Genomic DNA, 17,212 nt, shown 5'->3' with positions numbered 1-17,212 from the left:
GATCAGGCCTCCCCGGGCGTGGAACGGATGAAGTCGCGAAGCGCCCCGGCGAGCACCTCGGCGTCGGCGCTGTGGTTCTCGCCCGGCACGAGCTGCAGGGTGGCCGTCGGCACGTGCTCGGCGACGGCGCGGGCGCCGGCGGCCATGACGGGCCAGGTATCGGCGCCGTGCATGACGAGCACGGGCACGTCGACCCGGTTCCAGCGATCGGCCGCGAGCGGGCGGCCCGACATGGCGTCGCCGACGTTGCGGGCGTCGTAGGCGAGCGTCGGGGCGATCGCCTCGAGCACGGCCCAGCCCTCCGTGTCGGAGCGGATGCCGGCGACCATGTCCTCCGGCAGCCCGACGGCGACCGTGAGGAAGGTCGTGACGGCGTCGCCCGGGCGGCCGTCGGCGACGGCCTGTTCGAGGCGTTCCGTGTAGTCGTCCGGGAACGGCGGCCGCAGCGCGTCGTCGACGAGCGCGTTCGGTTCGAAGAGCGCGAGGCGCGCGACGGGCACGGCGCCGGCCTGCACGGCGTTCAGGGCGAGATTGCCGCCCGACGACCACGCGAACACGGTCGCGGGTCGCCCGCCGCCACCGTGCTCGATGACGGCGGCAAGGTCTTCGAACTCGCGCTCGACCGCGTACGGGGCGGTGTCGCCGCTCCCGCCGCGGCCGCGGCGGTCGTAGGAGATCACGCGGAAGCCGTCGGCGAGCAGCCGCGAGATCTCGGCGTCCTCGGCGGTGATGGCGCGGTATGCGGTCGCGCCGTCGACGATGACGATCGGCTCCCCGTCGCCCGTCGCGGTGTATGCGATGGCGGTGCCGTCTGCTGAGGTGGCGGTGTGTTCGGTCATGTCCTCAGGCTAGGAAGCGGACGGTCCGTCGGGCTTGTACAGGAGCGACAGGGCGCTCTGCTGCCCGTCGCGAAGCGGCTCGCCGGCCGCGGCCCCGCTCGCCGTGGCCTGCAGCTGCGTCGCCGTGCGCCCGATGAAGCGCAGCAGCGACCGCGCGAGATGCGGCTGGTCGTAGTAGCCGAGGCGGTGCGCGACGTCGAGGGGCGCCGCGCCGTCCGCGATCAGCACGGCCGCCTCGCGGGCGCGCTGGATCTGCCGGATCGACCCCTGCGTGAGCCCCGTCGACGCGGCGACGCGCCGCTGCACCGAACGCGATCCGACCCGGGCGATGCCGCCCCAGACGACCTCGTCGACGAGCGGATCCCGCACGAGCGTCCCCGCCCGCACCAGCCGCCGCACGAAGGCCTCGGCGTCGTCCGGCTCCGGGATCTCCCACTCCTCGCCGCCGAGCTCGAAGCTGCGGCCGGCCACGCGCGGGCTCTCGATCTCATCGTCCACGAGCCGGGCGACCGGCAGGTGCGGCATCGAGGCGCCGTGCGCGAAGGCGATGCCGAACGACTCTCCGTCGCCCGAGATCTCCGCGGTGGATGCTGCGGTCTCCGGCCCCCGAAGCGCGACGTGCCGGGTGCCGCCCTCCTCCCAGAAGACGAGTTCCCAACTCGTGCTCGCCACCGAGGTCATGCGGGTCTCGCCCGTCGTGCGGCCGCGCCACACACGCGCGATGTACGGCGAATCCGAGGCGCGATGCTCGCTCTCGATGGGCACGGATCCCTCCCGGCTGCTCGGGTTCACACGCTACGTCGCGCCCCGCACGGCCTCAACGGGTGGGTGCCGTTCGTCACGCCGCCGGCCGCGGCCCCGGGGCCGGCGTGCTCCGAACGCAGGCCGCACCGCCCAGGGGCGGTCGATTCGGCCTGCGTTCGGTGCCGCCCGGTCGATCCGGCCTGCTTCCGCGACGCCGCGGCGGGGCGGGAGCCGTCAGCGGCGCGAGCGCGCGGCGAAGGCCGCGATGCGCGCCTCGGCGTCGGGCGTGACGAAGGCTGCGCCGATGGTGCGCGCCTCGTCGTCGAGCGAGGCCTGGAAGTCGCGTGCGGCGCCGGCGTGCACGAGGCGCTTGGTCTGGCCGTAGGCGGCGGATGCCCCGCTCGTCCACACCGCGGCGAGCTCTTCGGTGCGCGCGGCGAGCGACTCGGGGGCGACGACCTCGGCGACGAGGCCCCAGTCGAGCGCGGTCGCCGCGTCGAGCATGCGGGGAGTGAGCAGCAGCTCGAGCCCACGGCGGATGCCGACGGCCTCCGGCACGAGGGTCGATACGCCGCAGTCCGGGGTGAGCCCGATGTCGGCGTACTTGCCGGCGAAGCTCGCGGCTTCCGAGGCGATGACGACGTCGGCGACGAGCATGAAGCCGAGCCCGCCGCCGGCGACCGGCCCCTGCACGGCGGCGACGATGGGCACGCTCGATTCCCGCAGCAGCCGGTGGCCGTCGTGGATCGCATCGGCGAGCCCGGCGACGATCTGCCGGGCGTCGCCTTCGAGCGCCGACATCGCGACGACGTCGCCGCCGGCGCAGAATGCGCGACCCGCGGCATCCAGGATCACCGCGCGGATGTCGTCGCGGCCGGCGACCTCGGCGCCGATCTCGCGCCAGCGGTGCGCGGCGGCGGGATCGATCGCGTTCAGCCGTTCGGGCCGGTTCAGGGTGATGCGGGCGAGGCCGTCGGTGACGTCGAAGAGGATGGGGTCGCTCATGCGCCGAGTCTAGGTGCGCCTACCCATCCGCGTGGGCGGCGGCGATGCGTTCGGCGCGGGCGACGATGACGTCGAGCACGGTGCGCACGGCGAGGCGTTCGGCGGCGTCGGGCCGCATGAGGGCGACGACCTGCCTGGCCGAGGTGACGCCGCGCAGGGGGCGGAGCACGACGCCGGGGCTGGCGGATCCGGTCGTGTACCGGGGGATGAAGGCGATGCCGTGCCCGGCTTCGACGAAGGCTTCGATCATGCGCATGTCGGAGAGGCGCTGGCCGACGCGGATGCGCCGACCGGCGGCCTGTTCGATCGAGTGCAGGATGCGTTCGAACGGAAAGCCGCTGGGTACGGCGATCCAGGTCTCGTCGACGACGTCTTCGGGGGTGAGGGCGGCTTTGGCGGCGAGCGGATGCCCGGCCGGCACCCCGATGTCGAGGGGTTCGACCATGAGCGGCACGGCCTTCAGGCCCCGGCCGCCCCAGGGCAGTTCGCCGGGCATCTGGTGGGCGAGGACGATGTCGTAGTCGGCGGTGAGGGCCGGGAATTCGGCGAGTTCGGGGTCGAGGTCGGTGCAGCGCACGACGAGCCCTGTGACCTCGGAGAGTTCGGTGATGACGCCGGGCAGGAGGGTGGCGCCGGCGGTGGGGAAGGTGAGCACGGTGACCTCGCCGCTCGGGTGGTTGCGGAACTCGTCCCAGACGGCGGATGCGCGTTCGAGGGCGACGGCGACGTCGGTGGCGGCGCGGGCGAGGGCGAAGCCGGCGCTGGTGAGGGCGAGGCCGCGGCCGCTGCGCTCGGTGAGGGGCACGCCGGCTTCGCGTTCGAGCACTTTCAGCTGCTGCGAGACGGCCGAGGGGGATCGGCCGACGGCGTCGGCCACGGCGGTCACGCTGCCGCGTTCGGAGAGTTCGCGGAGCAGGTCGAGACGCTTCACATCCATGAAGAAAGTCTACAAAGACAATGAAGGAGCATGAGATTGTGCTGAATGGTTTTTCGCGTCAGAATGGAAGCACATCGGCACGGAACCGGCCGGAAACCCCCACGCAAGATCCTGAAAGGAGCCACGCATGATCGCATTGCTCATCGTGCTCGGAGCGCTCGCCGCATCCGCCGCAGCCGGCACCCTCGTGGTCACCGCGCGCGACGGGTACCGCCGGACGCCGAAGGCGGACTTCGCCCGCGTCTGATCGCCGGGCGAGATCGGGTTCGACCCGATCGAAGAGCCGTCGCGCGGGGGAGGGACACCCCGCACGGCGGCTCTTCCCTTTTGCACGCGTGACGCGCTAGCGTGACGTTTGGGGCGTCTCGTCGGGGGCGGGCGCGCCGCTGGGGAGGGACCATGGCGCACGTGGTGGCGACCGGGGCGGGCAAGGCCATGATGGCCAGGCGCAACGACCCGACGCACGATTACATCCTGAAGCTCACGGGCAAGGACCGCCCGCGCGTGCTGTTCCTCGGCACGGCGACGGGCGACGAGGCCGACTACATCGTGAGCTTCTACGGCACCTACGACTCGGATCGGTGCGCGCCGCACCATCTGCGGCTGTTCCATCGCGAGCTCGACGACATCGAGACCTTCGTGAGGGGGTTCGACGTCATCCACGTCGGCGGCGGCAACACGGCCAACATGCTCGACGTGTGGAAGCGGCAGGGCCTCGACGACATCCTGCGGTCGATGTGGGCCGACGAGTCGTCGAACACGGTCTTCACGGGCGGGTCGGCCGGCGGCATCTGCTGGTTCGAGGGCGGCACCACCGACAGTTACGGGCCGACGCTGCAGATCCTGCCCGAGGGGCTGGGCTTCCTGCACGGCAGCTTCTGCCCCCACTACGACGCCGAAGACCAGCGGAAGCCCATCTTCCACCGTGCCCTGCTCGACGGAACGCTGAGCGAGGGCTTCGCCGTCGGCAACCTGCAGTCGCTCCATTTCGAGAACGGCGAGTTCGTGACGGCCATCAGCCCGGTCGAGGACCCGCTCGCTCTGCAGGTCGAGGCCGTCGACGGCCGCATCGTCGAGTCGGCGCTGCCGACCGTCATCCTCTCGGGCACGGGCCCGATCGCGAAGGGACCGAGCGCATGAACGACAACATCTGGCTCCTCATCGCCGAACTCCTCGTGGTCGTGCTCGCCATCTACATGGGCACGCGCACCTCCGGCATCGGCCTCGGCGTCTGGGGTCTCGTCGGCGTCGCGGTGCTCGTCTTCGGCTTCAGCGTGGAGCCCGGCGATGCCCCGGTGGATGCCGTGTTCATCGTCATCACGGTGATCACCGCCGCATCGGTGATGCAGGCGGCCGGCGGCATCGACTGGATGGTCTCGGTCGCCTCGAAGGTGATCCGCTCGAGGCCCAAGAGCATCGTGTTCCTGGCTCCGGCGATGTCGTTCCTGTTCACGGTCGGCGCCGGCACGGGCAACATCTACTACCCGCTGCTTCCGGTCATCTACGACGTCGCCTACCAGCAGAAGATCCGCCCGGAGCGGCCGCTGGCGATCGCGGCCGTCGCCAGCCAGGTCGGCATCCTGTGTTCGCCGGTGTCGGCGGCGACGGCGTCGATGGTCGTGCTGCTTTCACCGAGCGGGGTGGATCTCGGCAAGCTCCTGCTCATCATGTGGCCGGCCTCGATCATCGGCCTGTTCGTCGCGGCCCTCTTCATGCTGCGCCGCCACAAGGATCTCGACGAGGACCCGGAGTACCAGCACCGTCTCGAGGAGGGCCTCATCAAGCCCCCGCAGGAGGATGTGCACGCCAAGAAGCTGCCGAAGTCGAGCGTGATCTCGGCGGCGATCTTCCTGGCCGGGGTGGCGTTCATCGTCGTCATGGGCCTGTTCGAACAGATCCGCCCGGTCGTCGGCACCGATGACGACGGCAACCCGGTGCGCGTCTCGGTCGTGATGATCATCCAGGTCACGATGGGTGTGATCGCGGCCCTCATCTTCATCATCTGCAAGGTGAAGGCGAAGGACGTGCCGGCGCAGTCGACGTTCCCTGCGGGCATCGTGGGTGCGATCGCCCTGTTCGGCATCGCGTGGCTGGCGAACACCTTCGTCGCCGAGAACAACACCCTCATCGTCGGCGGCCTCGGCCACTTCGTCGAGGGCGGCACGGCGTTCGTGGGCGCGCTGCTGTTCGCGCTGGCGATGTTCCTGGTCGCCACCCTCACGACGAGCCAGTCGTCGGCGACGAACGCGATCGTGCCGATCGGCCTCACGATCGGCCTGCCGGCCTCGCTCATGGTGGGTCTGTGGCCGAGCGCGATGGGCATCTACACGCTGCCCGCAAACGGCAGCCAGGTGGCGACGGTCGCGTTCGACCAGACGGGGTCGACCCGCATGGGCAAGTTCGTGCTCGACCACTCCTTCCAGCTGCCGAACCTGATCTACATGGGCGTGGCGATGGTCGTGGGGGTGCTCCTCTCGCTCGTCATCGTGGCGTGAGGGCGGTGCGGATGCCGGGCCGCGCCGGACCGGGGGTGCCGCGCTGATGGCCGAACCCGTCGATCGCGCGGTGCTGCGCCGATTCCTCCTCGGATTGGCCGAGGGGATGAACGCGGCGCGCGCCTCGGTCGAGCAGACGCGCGAGACGATGGGCCGGGTCGCACGCGCCTACGGCGAGGGCGGCACCGACTTCGTGGTGCTGCCGACGCTCATCCTGGTCCAGACGGGCGACGGAGACGAGCGGCGCCTGAGCATGCGCTCGGCGACCACGGCGAACTTCCGCTTCGACCAGGTCGACGCGCTGTACCGGCTCATCGCCTCCGCCGAACGGGGCGGCATAGACCCGGCGGCCGGCATCCGCCGCCTGAACGAGATCGGTGCGATGCGCCCGCACTTCGGCTGGGTGCTGCGCACGCTCGGGCATGCGATCCTCACCGCGGGGCTCGCCCTCATGCTCGTGCCTTCGTGGCAGTCGCTGGCGATCGCCGCGGTGCTCGGCGGGCTGCTCGGCGCCCTGAAGCTCGTGCGTTCGCAGGCGCTGCAGCTCGTGCTGCCCGTGGTCGCGGCGTTCGTGAGCGCCCTGGCGGTATTCCTGATCGCCCTGCATTTCCCGGTGGGCGATCCGATCCGCGTGCTCATCGCGCCGCTGGCGACCTTCCTGCCCGGCGCGTTGCTCACGACCGGCACGATGGAACTCGCCGAGAAGCAGATGGTCGCCGGCGCCTCGCGGCTCATGATGGGTCTCGTGCAGCTCGCCCTGCTCGCGTTCGGGATCATCGCGGCCGGCACGATCGTCGGCGTCGCCGACGACAGCTATGAGCCGGCGAAAGGCGCCGCGCAGCTGCCGTGGTGGGTGCCGGTGATCGGCGTCGTGCTGTACGCCGTCGGCACCTACTTGCACCATTCGGCGCCGGCGCGCACCTTCGGCTGGGTGCTGCTCGTCCTGCTCGTCGCGTATGCGGCGCAGACTCTCGGCTCACTCGCGGGCGCCGCGGTGAGCGGCTTCGTGGGGGCGTTGGCGATGACGCCGCTCGTGCTGTGGATCTCGGGGCTGCCGCGGGGGGTGCCGTCGCAGCTGACGTTCCTGCCCGGCTTCTCGCTGCTCGTGCCGGGCTCCGCCGGCGTCATCGGGCTGACGTCGGCGGTCGGCGCCGCGGGCGGCCTCGGCGACTTCGCGGCCGCGATGGTGTCGGTGATGTCGATCGCGCTCGGCGTGCTCATCGGTACCGCCCTGTTCCGGGTGGCACGCACCGGCGCCGAGGAGCTCTTCCACATCGACATGCCGGCCGAAGGGCCGCCGCACCCGTGGCAGCGCCTCGCCACCGCATTCTCCCGGCCCTTCCTCGGGCGCCGTAGGCGGCGTCGGCTGCGACTGATCGGGAATTCACAGCAAGGCCGGAGCGGATCCGCACCGAGCGGCGCGCCGCCCGCCGATTCCGAGGGCGCGGCGCCGGCAGCGGGCCCCGGCATCCACTCGCCCGAAGACGCTCGCTGAAACCGACCCCTCGACTCCCGGGCTTCCGCACGTAGAGTATTGGGCGTGACGGACACCCGAACCGAGCTCATCGCCGCCATCGCCCGCGACGCGGTCTTCCACGGCGATTTCACGCTCACGAGCGGCAAGCAGGCCAGTTTCTACGTGGACCTGCGAAAAGTGGCGCTCGATCATCGGGTGGCCCCGCTCATCGGACAGGTCATGCTCGACCTCATCGCCGACGTGCCCGACGTCGACGCGGTGGGCGGCATGACGATGGGCGCGGATCCGATCGCGGCGGCGATCCTGCACCAGGGCGCCGCACGCGGTCTCGCCTACGACGCCTTCGTCGTGCGCAAGGAGCCCAAGGACCACGGCCGCGGCCGCCAGGTCGAAGGCCCCGAGCTCGCAGGCAAGCGCGTCATCGTGCTCGAGGACACCTCGACGACGGGCGGCTCGCCGCTCAAGGCGATCGAGGCGCTGAAGAAGGTCGGCGCCGAGATCGCAGCCGTCGCGGTCGTCGTCGACCGCGACACCGGAGCCCGCGAGACCATCGAGGCCGCCGGCTACCCGTATCTGTACGCGATCGGGCTCGAGGATCTGGGATTGGCTTGAGATGACACACGACGACGAGCGCGGAACGGGGGCGGACTGGCTGCTCGGGCAGCTCGGCGGGGGCGACCCCGCCGGGGCTCCGCCCGCAGGTCGCCCGGCAGCACGCCCGGCCGAACCGAGGGCGCATCGGCACGAAGAAGTGCTCGACTGGTTCTCGGTCGCCGACGAGGCGCCCCGGCGCGAGGCGCCGTCGTTCCCGCCCGTCGGCCGCGGGGAGGCCCGCCGCGCCGAACGCGGCACACCCATCCCGCCGCCGCCCGGCGCGCCGGATGCGACACGGGCCGTGCCGACGGGCCCCGCCGAGCCGCAGCGGCGCGCTCCGGCGCGACCCGGCTTCCCGGCCGGCGGTCCGTCTTCCGCCGCCGCGGCCGGTGCGCCCGCCGCGTCCGGCTCGCAGTCCGGCTTCCCGGGCGTCGTTCCCGCCGACCGGGCGCAGCCCGGCCCCGCCGCCGATCCCACCTCGCCCGAGCCGATCCGCGGCCGTCGTCAGCAGGAGGCTCCCGCCGAACGCGGGCGCCGCGCCGAAGCCCCAGCCCGAGGCCAGGGCGGCCCCGGCTCGCCGTTGCGACCCGAGTGGGCCGAGCCCCGCACGCCGAGTGCCGGCCGGCCGGGCTCCGCTCCGGGGGCCGCCCCCGCCGCGGGGGCTGCCGCACCGGGCTTCGCCGCACCGGGTGCCCCGGCTGCGAGCGCCTCAGTTGCGGGCTCCGCCGCTGCGCACGGCGCCGCCGCATCCACTCCCGCACCGCCGCCGCCCGCCGGCCGAGCCGAAGCCCGGCAGACCCCGCCGGCCTGGCCCGACTGGGCGCGCGACGCGGCCTCGGCTGCCGCTCCTCCTGCGGCCGATGCCGAAGCCATGTTCCGGCCGGGGGATCGCCGGCAGGCCGTGAGCCGCGCAGAGGCGCGCCGCACGGCCGAGACGAGCGAACCCGCGCAGACGCAGTCGATCCCGACGCAGCGCCCCGGGCGCCGCGCAGCCGGCGAGGGCGAACGCCCCGCCCCCGTCGTGCCTCCCACTTGGAACCCGCCGGCCGCGTCGGCTCCCGTGGCCCCTGCCGCCGCGCCGGCTCCCGCCTGGAACGATGCCCCGAGCATCCCGGATCGTCCCGCCCCGACCCCGGCTGCGACGGGCGGATCCGGGTTCGACGACGAGCTCTGGGCGGCCTTCGCGGAGGCGGACGAGGCTCCCGCGGCGTACGAGGCCCCTACGGCGTACGAGCCCCCGAAGCCCGACCCGAAAGACGACATCTGGGCGATGTTCAGCGGTGATCCGGCCGAGGCCGAACCGCAGGTGCGCCGCAGCAGCTACGAGACGGCGGATGAGCCGGCCGTCGAGGCCGACCCGCGCTCCGCGTTCGGATACGCGAACCAGGAGCCGGCGTCCGCTTCGCCGTACGGCGCCCCGGTCGACCGTTTCGCCGACGACCCCTTCCGCACGGATGCATACGGCGCGCAGGACGGCTACGGCGCCGGGCAGCAGTTCGGCACCGACGGGTACGACACCGGGCAGCACGCCGAGCAGTTCGGCACCGACGGATACGACACCGGGCAGCAGCTCGGTACCGAGCAGTTCGCGTCCGGGCAGTTCGGCACGCAGCAGTTCCCGGCACCCGGGTATGCGCCGGCGCAGGACGCGGCCGGCGGTTCGTCCGACCCGTACGGCCGGGCCGACGGGTCCGCGGAGCAGCCGTGGAACGCGCAGGGCGGCGAGGATCCCTTCTCGGCGCTCGCCGGATGGGGCGATGAGGCCGTCGCCGATCCTTCCGCCGGCGACCAGTACCGACGCGCCGAGCAGTGGGCCGAAGAGGCCGCCGAGACGCGGATGATCCCGACCGTGCGGCCCGAGCCGGCGGTCGAGGAGCCGCCCGTCGAGCCGATCCGTCGTGCGTGGTCCGAGCCGGTGGCCGAGGAGCCGCCGGCCGAACCGATCCGACGCGCCTGGTCCGAACCGCGATACGACGACGGCGACCCGTCGGTGTCGGAGTACGGCGCATTCGGCGGTGCGCCCGCCCCGAGCCCCGCGGAGGCGCCGGCCGCCGATCCCGGGTTCAGCTGGGGCATCGTGCCCGACCCGAACGCCGGCGACCCGCTCGCCGATCAGCCCGACGGCGGAGACCGCTGGGCCCGGTACTCGGGGGCTGCGCCGGATGCGCGCGGCTGGACCCCTGAGACGCCCGAGCCCGCGGACGACGCCGGGTGGCGCGAACCGCAGGCGTGGGGCGACGCGCCGGCGGAGCAGCCGGTCGACGGCGCCGCATGGAACGAAGGCGCCGCCTGGGATGACGGCACTGCCTGGAACGACGGCACGGACGCCGGCTGGAACGCCGGAGCACCCGCGGACGAAGACGCCGCCTGGAACGACGGCACGGCGCAGAACGATGACTCTGCCTGGAACGATGACGCCCCCTGGGGCTCCGCGACCGAGCCGAACACCGGCGGTGCGTGGGACGACGCCCAGCAGGGCTGGGCGCAGCAGGCCGACCCGCAGCAGGCGGGCTGGGACGACCGGCAGGGCGACCCGCAGACGTGGAACGACCAGGGCTGGCAGGACGAGCAGGGCGGAGACGCCCAGGGCTGGCAGGGCGCCCAGGGCCCGCAGGGCTGGCAGGACGCCCCGGGCTGGCCGGACGAGCAGACCCGGCAGGGCTGGCAGGACGAGACGGGCCGGCAGGCCGAACGCGGCTGGCCGGCCGGCAACGAGCCGCAGCAGGACTGGCAGGCCGAGCAGGACTGGCAGATCGAGCAGCCGTGGCGCCCCGAGGACCCGGACGCGCCGACCGCGGGCTTCGAGATCCCCGGCCGCGACCGGCCGCTGCAGGACCCCTTCGCGCATCTGCCGGCCGATGACGGCTTCGGCGACGACGCGCGCACGCGTGCGATGCCCGCGTACTCGGGGTCGGCCGCCGCAGCGTTCGACGGATACGACGCGGCCCCGGCCGGCGGAGCATACGGCGCGGCCCACGGCAGCCCGGCCCGAGACGAGCCCGTTGCCGGCGGTCTCTTCGACTCCCTGTTCGCCGACACCGGCGTCAACAAGATCGTGAGCCCCGCCGAGTCCGGGTACCCGGCATCCGACCGCGTGAACGCACCGGGCGGCCGTGGGAACGGATTCGGCGCCTCGGGCGGCGACGGCGGGTACGGCGACGGCGGCTACGGCCAGGCGGGCGGATACGGCGAACCGAGCGGCGGCGGAGCCGCCGACGGCTTCGACTTCCTCATGAGCGGCGGTGCGGGAGGCGACGGCGCGTCCGGCGGCTACGGCGGCGCCCCCGGCGGCTACGGCGGCGCCCCCGGCGGCCGCGGCGGATTCGGCGCCCAGCGCGGCTCCGGCGGCGGAGGGTACGACCAGGGCGGCTACGGCGGTCAGGGCGGCAACGGCGGCCGCGGCGGATACACCGGCGGCCCCGGCGGCGGCCCCGGCGGTTCCGGCGACGACGGCGACGGCAAGCGCACGCAGAAGATCCTGCTGTGGGTGGCCGGCGGCCTCGTCGGCATCCTCGTGCTCGTCGGCCTGTTCTGGCTCGGCTCGACCCTGGCCGGCGGCGGCAAGGCGCCCGCGAGCGACGCTGCGAGCTCCGAGGACGCCGGGCCCGCACCCGAGCCCACGGAGCCGCTCGGCGAGGGCGAGCACGCCTGGGACGAGTTCTTCGGCGGCGAGTGCGTGGATCCGTACACCGACGCGTGGGCGGCCAGCTTCACGGTCGTCGCCTGCGATCAGCCGCACGCCGCGCAGCTCGTCTACCGCGGCACCGTCAGCGACGACCCCGAGGCCGCCTACCCGGGCGACGAGGAGCTGCGGGGCCAGATCAGCGGCCTGTGCACGGCCGAGGGCGTGCTCGACGTGAACGCGATCGCCGGCATGGAGGACCTGCAGGTGCAGGGCAGCTACCCGGCGAAGGCCGAGCAGTGGGATGCCGGGGAGCGCGACTACTACTGCTTCGCGAACCGTTCGAGCGGCGAACCCCTGACGGCGAGCATCGCCGGCCCCGGCCCCGCCGCCCCCTGATCGGCGCACTGCCGCTCCTCGGCGGCCGTGCCCCGATCGGATGCCGGCGGGTGCGGGCGCGCCCCGGCATCCACTCGGGGAAGATGCTCAGTCGCCCTCGACGAGTTCGGAGACCCCAGAGAGCACCTCGTCGGGGCGGAACGGGTATTTCTCGATCTCGGATTCGTCGCTGATGCCGGTGAGCACGAGCAGGGTGTGCAGGCCGGCCTCGATGCCGGCGACGATGTCGGTGTCCATGCGGTCGCCGATCATGGCGGTGTTCTCGGAGTGCGCGCCGATCTTGTTCAGCGCCGAACGGAACATCATCGGGTTCGGCTTGCCGACGACGTAGGGCTCGCGCCCGGTGGCCTTCGTGATGAGGGCGGCGATGGCGCCCGTCGCCGGCAGCGGCCCGTCGGGGCTCGGCCCGGTCGCGTCGGGGTTCGTGACGATGAAGCGCGCGCCGCGGTCGATGAGGCGGATCGCCTTCGTGATGGCCTCGAAGGAGTAGTTGCGGGTCTCGCCGACCACGACGAAGTCGGGCTTCGTCTCGGTCATGATGTAGCCGGCCTCGTGCAGGGCGGTGAGGATGCCGGCTTCGCCGATGACGAACGCGGAGCCGCCGGGCACCTGCTGCTTCAGGAAGTCGGCGGTCGCGAGCGCCGACGTCCAGATGCGCTGCTCGGGCACGTTCAGACCGGATGCGCGCAGCCTGGCCGAGAGGTCACGGGCGGTGAAGATCGAGTTGTTCGTCAGCACCAGGTAGGGCGTACCCGCCTCCTCCCACTGCTGCAGCAGCTCGGCGGCGCCCGGCAGGGCGTGGTTCTCGTGCACGAGCACGCCGTCCATGTCGGTCAGCCAGGCTTCGACCTCGTCGCGTCGTCCCATGACCCCAGCCTATGGCGCGGGCCGTGGGCCGTCAGCGGTGGATGCGTCGGGTGCGGTGGTGTTCACGCAGCGTTCGCCCGGCGAACGCGAGCAGTGCGAAGCCGGCGGCGATCATCGCCGGCGGAATGAGTTCCCCGAGCACCATGTCTTCCCCCATGCGGCCGCACCCCCCCGGTGCGTCGCCCGCGCCCCCAGCCTATCGGCGCGCGGGCCGGTCGAACAGAGGAGATCAGTCGGCCGGGACGAGCCAGATGACGGCCGCCGCCGCGGCGTCGAGGGTGAGCGTGCGGTCGCCGGCGAGCGCGACGGTGCGGGTGCCCGCGGCATCCGCACCCGTGACCGAGAGCACCACGTCGGGGCCGATCGACTCGTGCTCGAGGCGGCGGAGCAGCTCCGGGTCGCGGTCGCTGATGCGGATGACGCGACCGGTCGCGCCGATCTGCAGCTCGGCGAGGGTGGCCGCCGGCACCTCGGGCACACGGCCGTCGGCGGTGGGGATCGCGTCGCCGTGCGGGTCGCGTTCGGGGCGGCCGAGCCGCGAGTCGAGGGCGTCGAGCAGGCGGTCGCTGATGGCATGCTCGAGGATCTCGGCCTCATCGTGCACCTCGTCCCACGCGTAGCCCATCTCGCGCACGAGCCACGTCTCGATGAGGCGGTGCCGGCGCGTCACGGCGAGCGCCCGCTCACGGCCGGCATCGGTCAGGCGGATCGCCCCGTACGGCACATGCGAGACGAGGCCCGCCGCGGCCATCTTCTTCACCATCTCGGTCACCGAGGACGGCGCGACGCCGAGCTTGCCGGCGAGCACCTTGGGCGTCACCGGATCCGGCTGCCACTCGGTGTGCGCATAGACGGTCTTCAGGTAGTCCTCGATCGCAGGACTCGTCTGAGGCATGCGCCCAGCCTACGGCGTCGCCGCCCCGGCGCCGGCGTCCGTGCCGTGCTCGCCGACGGCGCCGAGGTAGCGCTCGGGCACGTAGAGTGCGCGGGGCGGGCTGATACCTTCGGGGCGGGATGCCGCGAGAGCGATCGAGCGGCGGGCGCGCGCTTCGGCGGCGCGGTCGGCTGCGCCGAGGAACAAGCCGGCGGTCGTAAGCGGCGCCGCGTCCTCGCGGGTGTCGATCTCGTCGGCCGCGGAGATGACGTCGACCCCGAGCGCCCGGGCGCGGTCGAGCGCGGTGAGGATGCCTCGCGCACTCGGTCCGAGCACGTGCAGCGCCGCGACGGCGATCGCATCGCCCGGCGCCGCGGCGTCGATGAGCGCCGTCACGGCATCCACCCACGCCCCGTCGCTCGCCGGCGCGAGCACGACGACCTCGCCGGCCTCGCCGACCGCCTCGCGCTGTTCGTCGAGCGGCGCGAAACCCCCCATGTCGATCACGATGCCGCGGATCATCGTCCCTCCAGCTCGTGCCCCCGCACGCTTCCGATGCCTCTTCTGCCTCTTCGCGAGCCTACCCCGCGCACCCGGCCACCCCGGCTACTCCGCGTATCCCGGCCGCGCACCGTCTCACGCTCCGGGGGTCATATCCCGCCACCTTTCCGCGGAATTCCGCATTCCTGTGGCAGGAAATGACCCCCGGAACGATGGGAGGGCGCCGGGGACGGCTCGGTTCACCGGGACGTGGGGAGCGCTGGCGGAGGGCGCGGTTCACCCGGCCCCGGTGAACACGAGCCAGAGCAGCACGGCGTTCAGCGCGATGAGGAACACGGACGCGGCGACGCCGGCAGCGGTCGTCCCCCAATGGTTGCGCCAACGTCCGAGGACCTCGCCGCGGGCCGTCAGCCGGACGAGCGGCACGAGCGCGAAGGGGATGCCGAACGAGAGCACGACCTGGCTGAGCACGAGCGACACGGTCGGATCGAAGCCCGCCGCGAGCAGCGCGATCGCCGGCGCGAGCGAGATGAGGCGGCGCAGCAGCAGCGGGATCCGCACACGCAGCAGTCCGTGCATGATCTCGGCGCCCGCGTACGCGCCGACCGAGGTCGAGGCGAGCCCCGAGGCGAGCAGCCCGATCGCGAAGAGGGCGGCGATGACCGGGCCGAGGGCGTGCTCGAGCGCGGCGTGCGCGCCTTCGAGGCTGTCGGTTCCATCGACGCCGGAGAGGTTCACCGCCGCCAGCAGCAGCATGCAGAGGTTCACGGTTCCGGCGATCGCCATCGCGACGGTGACGTCGACGCGCGTCGCCCGCAGCAGGCGGTCGGTGGGCAGGCGGGTCGCGGTGCCGGGCAGCATCCGCGTGGTGGATGCCCCGGGGCGCTCGCCCGAGGCTGCGCCCGCCGCGGCCGCCCCGCCGCCGGTGCCCGCACGGCCGCCTTCGGCCGGCCCGGCGAAGCGGTCGCGGGAGAGCGCCGAGTGGGCGTAGATCGCATGCGGCATGATCGTCGCGCCGAGGATGGATGCGGCCAGCAGCACGGAGTTCGTGTCGACGAAGCGCGGCACGAGCCCGTCGAGCATGCCGCCCGGGTCGGGCGGGGCGATGAAGACGCCGACCGTGAAGCCGACGGCGATGATCGCGAGCAGCCCGATGATGACGAACTCGAAGGTGCGCGGCCCCCGCCGCGATTGCACTGCGAGCAGCACCATCGACACGGCTCCGGTGATGAGGCCGCCCCAGATGAGCGGGATGCCGAAGAGCAGGTTCAGTGCGACGGCACCGCCGATGATCTCGGCGAGGTCGGTGGCCATCGCGACGAGTTCGGCCTGCAGCCAGTATGCGCGCCGGCCCCAGGCGTTGCGGATGCGCGAGCCCAGCATTTCGGGCAGGCTCCGCCCGGTGACGATGCCGAGCTTGGCCGAGAGGTACTGGATGAGCCAGGCCATGATGTTGCCGAGCACGACGACCCAGACGAGCAGGTACCCGTACTGGGCGCCCGCGGTCATGTTGCTCGCGACGTTGCCCGGGTCGAGGTAGGCGACCCCGGCGACGAGGGCGGGGCCGATGAGCCAGGCGGCGCGGGCGGTCGTCACGGGCTTCGGCGCGCGGCGGCGTCGGGTGCGGATGCCGTTGCTCCCGGCATCCACGGCGTCGTCGATAGTTTTCGGCATGCCTAAATCATACGGATCGCGCGCTCGCATCGCGCCCCGGCATCCGCCGCCGCCGCCACCGCGCGCTCGCCCTCGCCCCTGTCTGCTCGCCCTCGCCCCTGTCTGCTCGCCCTCGCCCCTGTCTGCTCGCCCTCGCCCGGCCCCGTCTCTGCGCAATGCAGGAACTCCTTCGGCGTGTCGCCCGCGTGAGTGGGCGCGCGGGGCCGCGACACGTGCGCACTCCTGCATTGCGCAGAAGGGAGGTCGTCGTCGCGCACGAGCCAGGAGAGGAGGTCTGCATTGCGCAGGAGGGGAGGTCCGTTCGAACGCGGCGGGGTGCCCGCGGCGATACGCTCGGGGGGTGAGTGCTGCATCCGCCCGGGCCCAGCTCGAAGGGCTCATCGGCGACCGCACGATCTTCGACCGCTGGCCCGAGCGCACCGCCGGCGGCGAACGGCCCGCCGCCGTCCTCGTCCTCTTCGGCGTGCTCGACGGGCATCCGGCCGACCGCGACGCCCAGGCCCGCGCCGTCTCGCGCGACCTCGATGTGCTGCTGCTCGCCCGCGCTGCGACCCTCAGCACCCACGCCGGGCAGGTCGCATTCCCCGGCGGCCGCCTCGAACCGGCCGACCGTGGGCCCGTCGACGCCGCCCTCCGCGAGGCGAACGAGGAGACCGGGCTCGACCCCGAGGGCGTCGAGGTGCTCGGCATGCTTCCGGAACTGCCGATGCCGTACTCGCGGCACATCGTCACGCCGGTGCTCGGCTGGTGGGCGTCGCAGTCGCCCGTTCGCGCGGTGGATGCCGCGGAGTCGGCCGCCGTGTTCCGCACCCCCGTCGCCGAACTCCTCGACCCCGACAACCGCTATACCTCCGTGCTCCGCCGCGGCGGGCGCACCATGCGCGGGCCGGCCTGGCTCGTCGGGCCCGAGTCGCGGCACGTGTTGTGGGGCTTCACCGCCGGCATCCTGGATGCCGTCTTCGACCGGCTCGGCTGGGCCGAGGACTGGGACCGCACGCGCGAGCTCGACCTCGAAGGCTGACGCCCCGCCGGTCGAGTAGGCCGCTTCGCGGCCGTATCGAGACCCGGTGCAGGGTCTCGATACGCTCGCTGCGCTCGCTCCTCGACCGGCGGTCCCGTCGGTCGAGTAAGCCGCCCACGGCGGCCGTATCGAGACCCGCTGCCACGGCCCGCCGGTCGAGTAG

15 protein-coding genes are annotated in these 17,212 nt (G+C 73.2%); 6 read left to right on the top strand and 9 right to left on the bottom strand.

What is annotated here, in order from left to right; all coding sequences use genetic code 11:
- Positions 1-2: 2 nt before the first annotated feature.
- From G127AT_RS06750 to G127AT_RS06735, 4 genes are all read right to left on the bottom strand, one after another.
- Positions 3-839 carry an alpha/beta fold hydrolase gene (locus G127AT_RS06750; RefSeq protein ID WP_210901288.1) on the bottom strand — a complete coding sequence of 279 codons (837 nt, stop codon included), beginning with the start codon at positions 837-839 and terminating at the stop codon, positions 3-5.
- A 9-nt stretch (positions 840-848) separates the two neighbouring features.
- A complete protein-coding gene (locus G127AT_RS06745; RefSeq protein WP_210901286.1) occupies positions 849-1,604 on the bottom strand; it encodes a helix-turn-helix domain-containing protein in 756 nt (251 codons plus the stop codon).
- A gap of 213 nt (positions 1,605-1,817) precedes the next feature.
- The gene (locus G127AT_RS06740; protein ID WP_210901284.1) at positions 1,818-2,588 is read right to left on the bottom strand and encodes an enoyl-CoA hydratase/isomerase family protein; all 771 of its coding nucleotides are present in this window, start codon (positions 2,586-2,588) and stop codon (positions 1,818-1,820) included.
- Between the two features lie 19 nt (positions 2,589-2,607).
- Positions 2,608-3,525 (bottom strand): LysR family transcriptional regulator, encoded by a 918-nt coding sequence (locus G127AT_RS06735; protein ID WP_210901282.1) that lies wholly within the window; start codon positions 3,523-3,525, stop codon positions 2,608-2,610.
- 399 nt (positions 3,526-3,924) lie between these two features.
- Between G127AT_RS06735 and G127AT_RS06730 the strand changes: the two genes are divergently transcribed.
- Genes G127AT_RS06730 through G127AT_RS06710 form a run of 5 tightly spaced genes read left to right on the top strand, consistent with a single transcriptional unit; the run spans position 3,925 to position 12,112 of the window.
- Positions 3,925-4,665 carry a Type 1 glutamine amidotransferase-like domain-containing protein gene (locus G127AT_RS06730; RefSeq protein WP_210901280.1) on the top strand — a complete coding sequence of 247 codons (741 nt, stop codon included), beginning with the start codon at positions 3,925-3,927 and terminating at the stop codon, positions 4,663-4,665.
- Positions 4,662-6,020 carry an anaerobic C4-dicarboxylate transporter family protein gene (locus G127AT_RS06725; RefSeq protein WP_210901279.1) on the top strand — a complete coding sequence of 453 codons (1,359 nt, stop codon included), beginning with the start codon at positions 4,662-4,664 and terminating at the stop codon, positions 6,018-6,020. Before G127AT_RS06730 ends, G127AT_RS06725 begins: the two co-directional genes overlap by 4 nt.
- A gap of 46 nt (positions 6,021-6,066) precedes the next feature.
- Positions 6,067-7,515 carry a threonine/serine exporter family protein gene (locus G127AT_RS06720; RefSeq protein ID WP_210901277.1) on the top strand — a complete coding sequence of 483 codons (1,449 nt, stop codon included), beginning with the start codon at positions 6,067-6,069 and terminating at the stop codon, positions 7,513-7,515.
- Between the two features lie 45 nt (positions 7,516-7,560).
- A complete protein-coding gene (pyrE, locus tag G127AT_RS06715; protein ID WP_210901275.1) occupies positions 7,561-8,109 on the top strand; it encodes an orotate phosphoribosyltransferase in 549 nt (182 codons plus the stop codon).
- Between the two features lies 1 nt (position 8,110).
- Complete coding sequence (locus G127AT_RS06710) at positions 8,111-12,112, top strand: septum formation family protein (protein ID WP_210901273.1); 4,002 nt, start codon at positions 8,111-8,113, stop codon at positions 12,110-12,112.
- Positions 12,113-12,199: 87 nt separating this feature from the next.
- On the opposite strand, the gene G127AT_RS06705 is transcribed toward G127AT_RS06710, so the two are convergent.
- The 5 genes from G127AT_RS06705 to G127AT_RS06690 all read right to left on the bottom strand — a co-directional run bounded on the left by G127AT_RS06705 (position 12,200) and on the right by G127AT_RS06690 (position 16,028).
- A complete protein-coding gene (locus G127AT_RS06705; RefSeq protein WP_210901271.1) occupies positions 12,200-12,979 on the bottom strand; it encodes an HAD-IIA family hydrolase in 780 nt (259 codons plus the stop codon).
- A gap of 31 nt (positions 12,980-13,010) precedes the next feature.
- Positions 13,011-13,136 carry a hypothetical protein gene (locus G127AT_RS16240; RefSeq protein WP_280527609.1) on the bottom strand — a complete coding sequence of 42 codons (126 nt, stop codon included), beginning with the start codon at positions 13,134-13,136 and terminating at the stop codon, positions 13,011-13,013.
- A gap of 72 nt (positions 13,137-13,208) precedes the next feature.
- Positions 13,209-13,874 carry a metal-dependent transcriptional regulator gene (locus G127AT_RS06700; RefSeq protein ID WP_210901269.1) on the bottom strand — a complete coding sequence of 222 codons (666 nt, stop codon included), beginning with the start codon at positions 13,872-13,874 and terminating at the stop codon, positions 13,209-13,211.
- A 9-nt stretch (positions 13,875-13,883) separates the two neighbouring features.
- Complete coding sequence (locus G127AT_RS06695; RefSeq protein ID WP_210901267.1) at positions 13,884-14,375, bottom strand: recombinase family protein; 492 nt, start codon at positions 14,373-14,375, stop codon at positions 13,884-13,886.
- Between the two features lie 255 nt (positions 14,376-14,630).
- Positions 14,631-16,028 carry an Nramp family divalent metal transporter gene (locus tag G127AT_RS06690; protein WP_210901265.1) on the bottom strand — a complete coding sequence of 466 codons (1,398 nt, stop codon included), beginning with the start codon at positions 16,026-16,028 and terminating at the stop codon, positions 14,631-14,633.
- A gap of 340 nt (positions 16,029-16,368) precedes the next feature.
- On the opposite strand from G127AT_RS06690, the gene G127AT_RS16055 reads away from it, so the two are divergent.
- Positions 16,369-17,049: an NUDIX hydrolase gene (locus tag G127AT_RS16055; protein ID WP_425305889.1), complete on the top strand. Its 681-nt coding sequence runs from the start codon at positions 16,369-16,371 to the stop codon at positions 17,047-17,049.
- Positions 17,050-17,212 lie beyond the last annotated feature (163 nt).

Source organism: Agromyces archimandritae, assembly GCF_018024495.1.
Taxonomy (GTDB): domain Bacteria; phylum Actinomycetota; class Actinomycetes; order Actinomycetales; family Microbacteriaceae; genus Agromyces; species Agromyces archimandritae.
This window is presented reverse-complemented; position numbering and strand designations above follow the sequence as displayed.

Excerpts from the sequence above, each read along its gene's own strand:
- G127AT_RS06710 (WP_210901273.1), top strand. The coding sequence starts at position 8,111 with ATGACACACGACGACGAGCGCGGAACGGGGGCGGACTGGCTGCTCGGG.
- G127AT_RS06725 (WP_210901279.1), top strand. The coding sequence starts at position 4,662 with ATGAACGACAACATCTGGCTCCTCATCGCCGAACTCCTCGTGGTCGTG.
- G127AT_RS06700 (WP_210901269.1), bottom strand. The coding sequence starts at position 13,874 with ATGCCTCAGACGAGTCCTGCGATCGAGGACTACCTGAAGACCGTCTAT.
- G127AT_RS06720 (WP_210901277.1), top strand. The coding sequence starts at position 6,067 with ATGGCCGAACCCGTCGATCGCGCGGTGCTGCGCCGATTCCTCCTCGGA.
- G127AT_RS06705 (WP_210901271.1), bottom strand. The coding sequence starts at position 12,979 with ATGGGACGACGCGACGAGGTCGAAGCCTGGCTGACCGACATGGACGGC.
- G127AT_RS06740 (WP_210901284.1), bottom strand. The coding sequence starts at position 2,588 with ATGAGCGACCCCATCCTCTTCGACGTCACCGACGGCCTCGCCCGCATC.
- G127AT_RS06695 (WP_210901267.1), bottom strand. The coding sequence starts at position 14,375 with ATGATCCGCGGCATCGTGATCGACATGGGGGGTTTCGCGCCGCTCGAC.
- G127AT_RS16240 (WP_280527609.1), bottom strand. The coding sequence starts at position 13,136 with ATGGGGGAAGACATGGTGCTCGGGGAACTCATTCCGCCGGCGATGATC.
- G127AT_RS06730 (WP_210901280.1), top strand. The coding sequence starts at position 3,925 with ATGGCGCACGTGGTGGCGACCGGGGCGGGCAAGGCCATGATGGCCAGG.
- G127AT_RS06690 (WP_210901265.1), bottom strand. The coding sequence starts at position 16,028 with ATGCCGAAAACTATCGACGACGCCGTGGATGCCGGGAGCAACGGCATC.
- G127AT_RS06750 (WP_210901288.1), bottom strand. The coding sequence starts at position 839 with ATGACCGAACACACCGCCACCTCAGCAGACGGCACCGCCATCGCATAC.
- G127AT_RS06735 (WP_210901282.1), bottom strand. The coding sequence starts at position 3,525 with ATGGATGTGAAGCGTCTCGACCTGCTCCGCGAACTCTCCGAACGCGGC.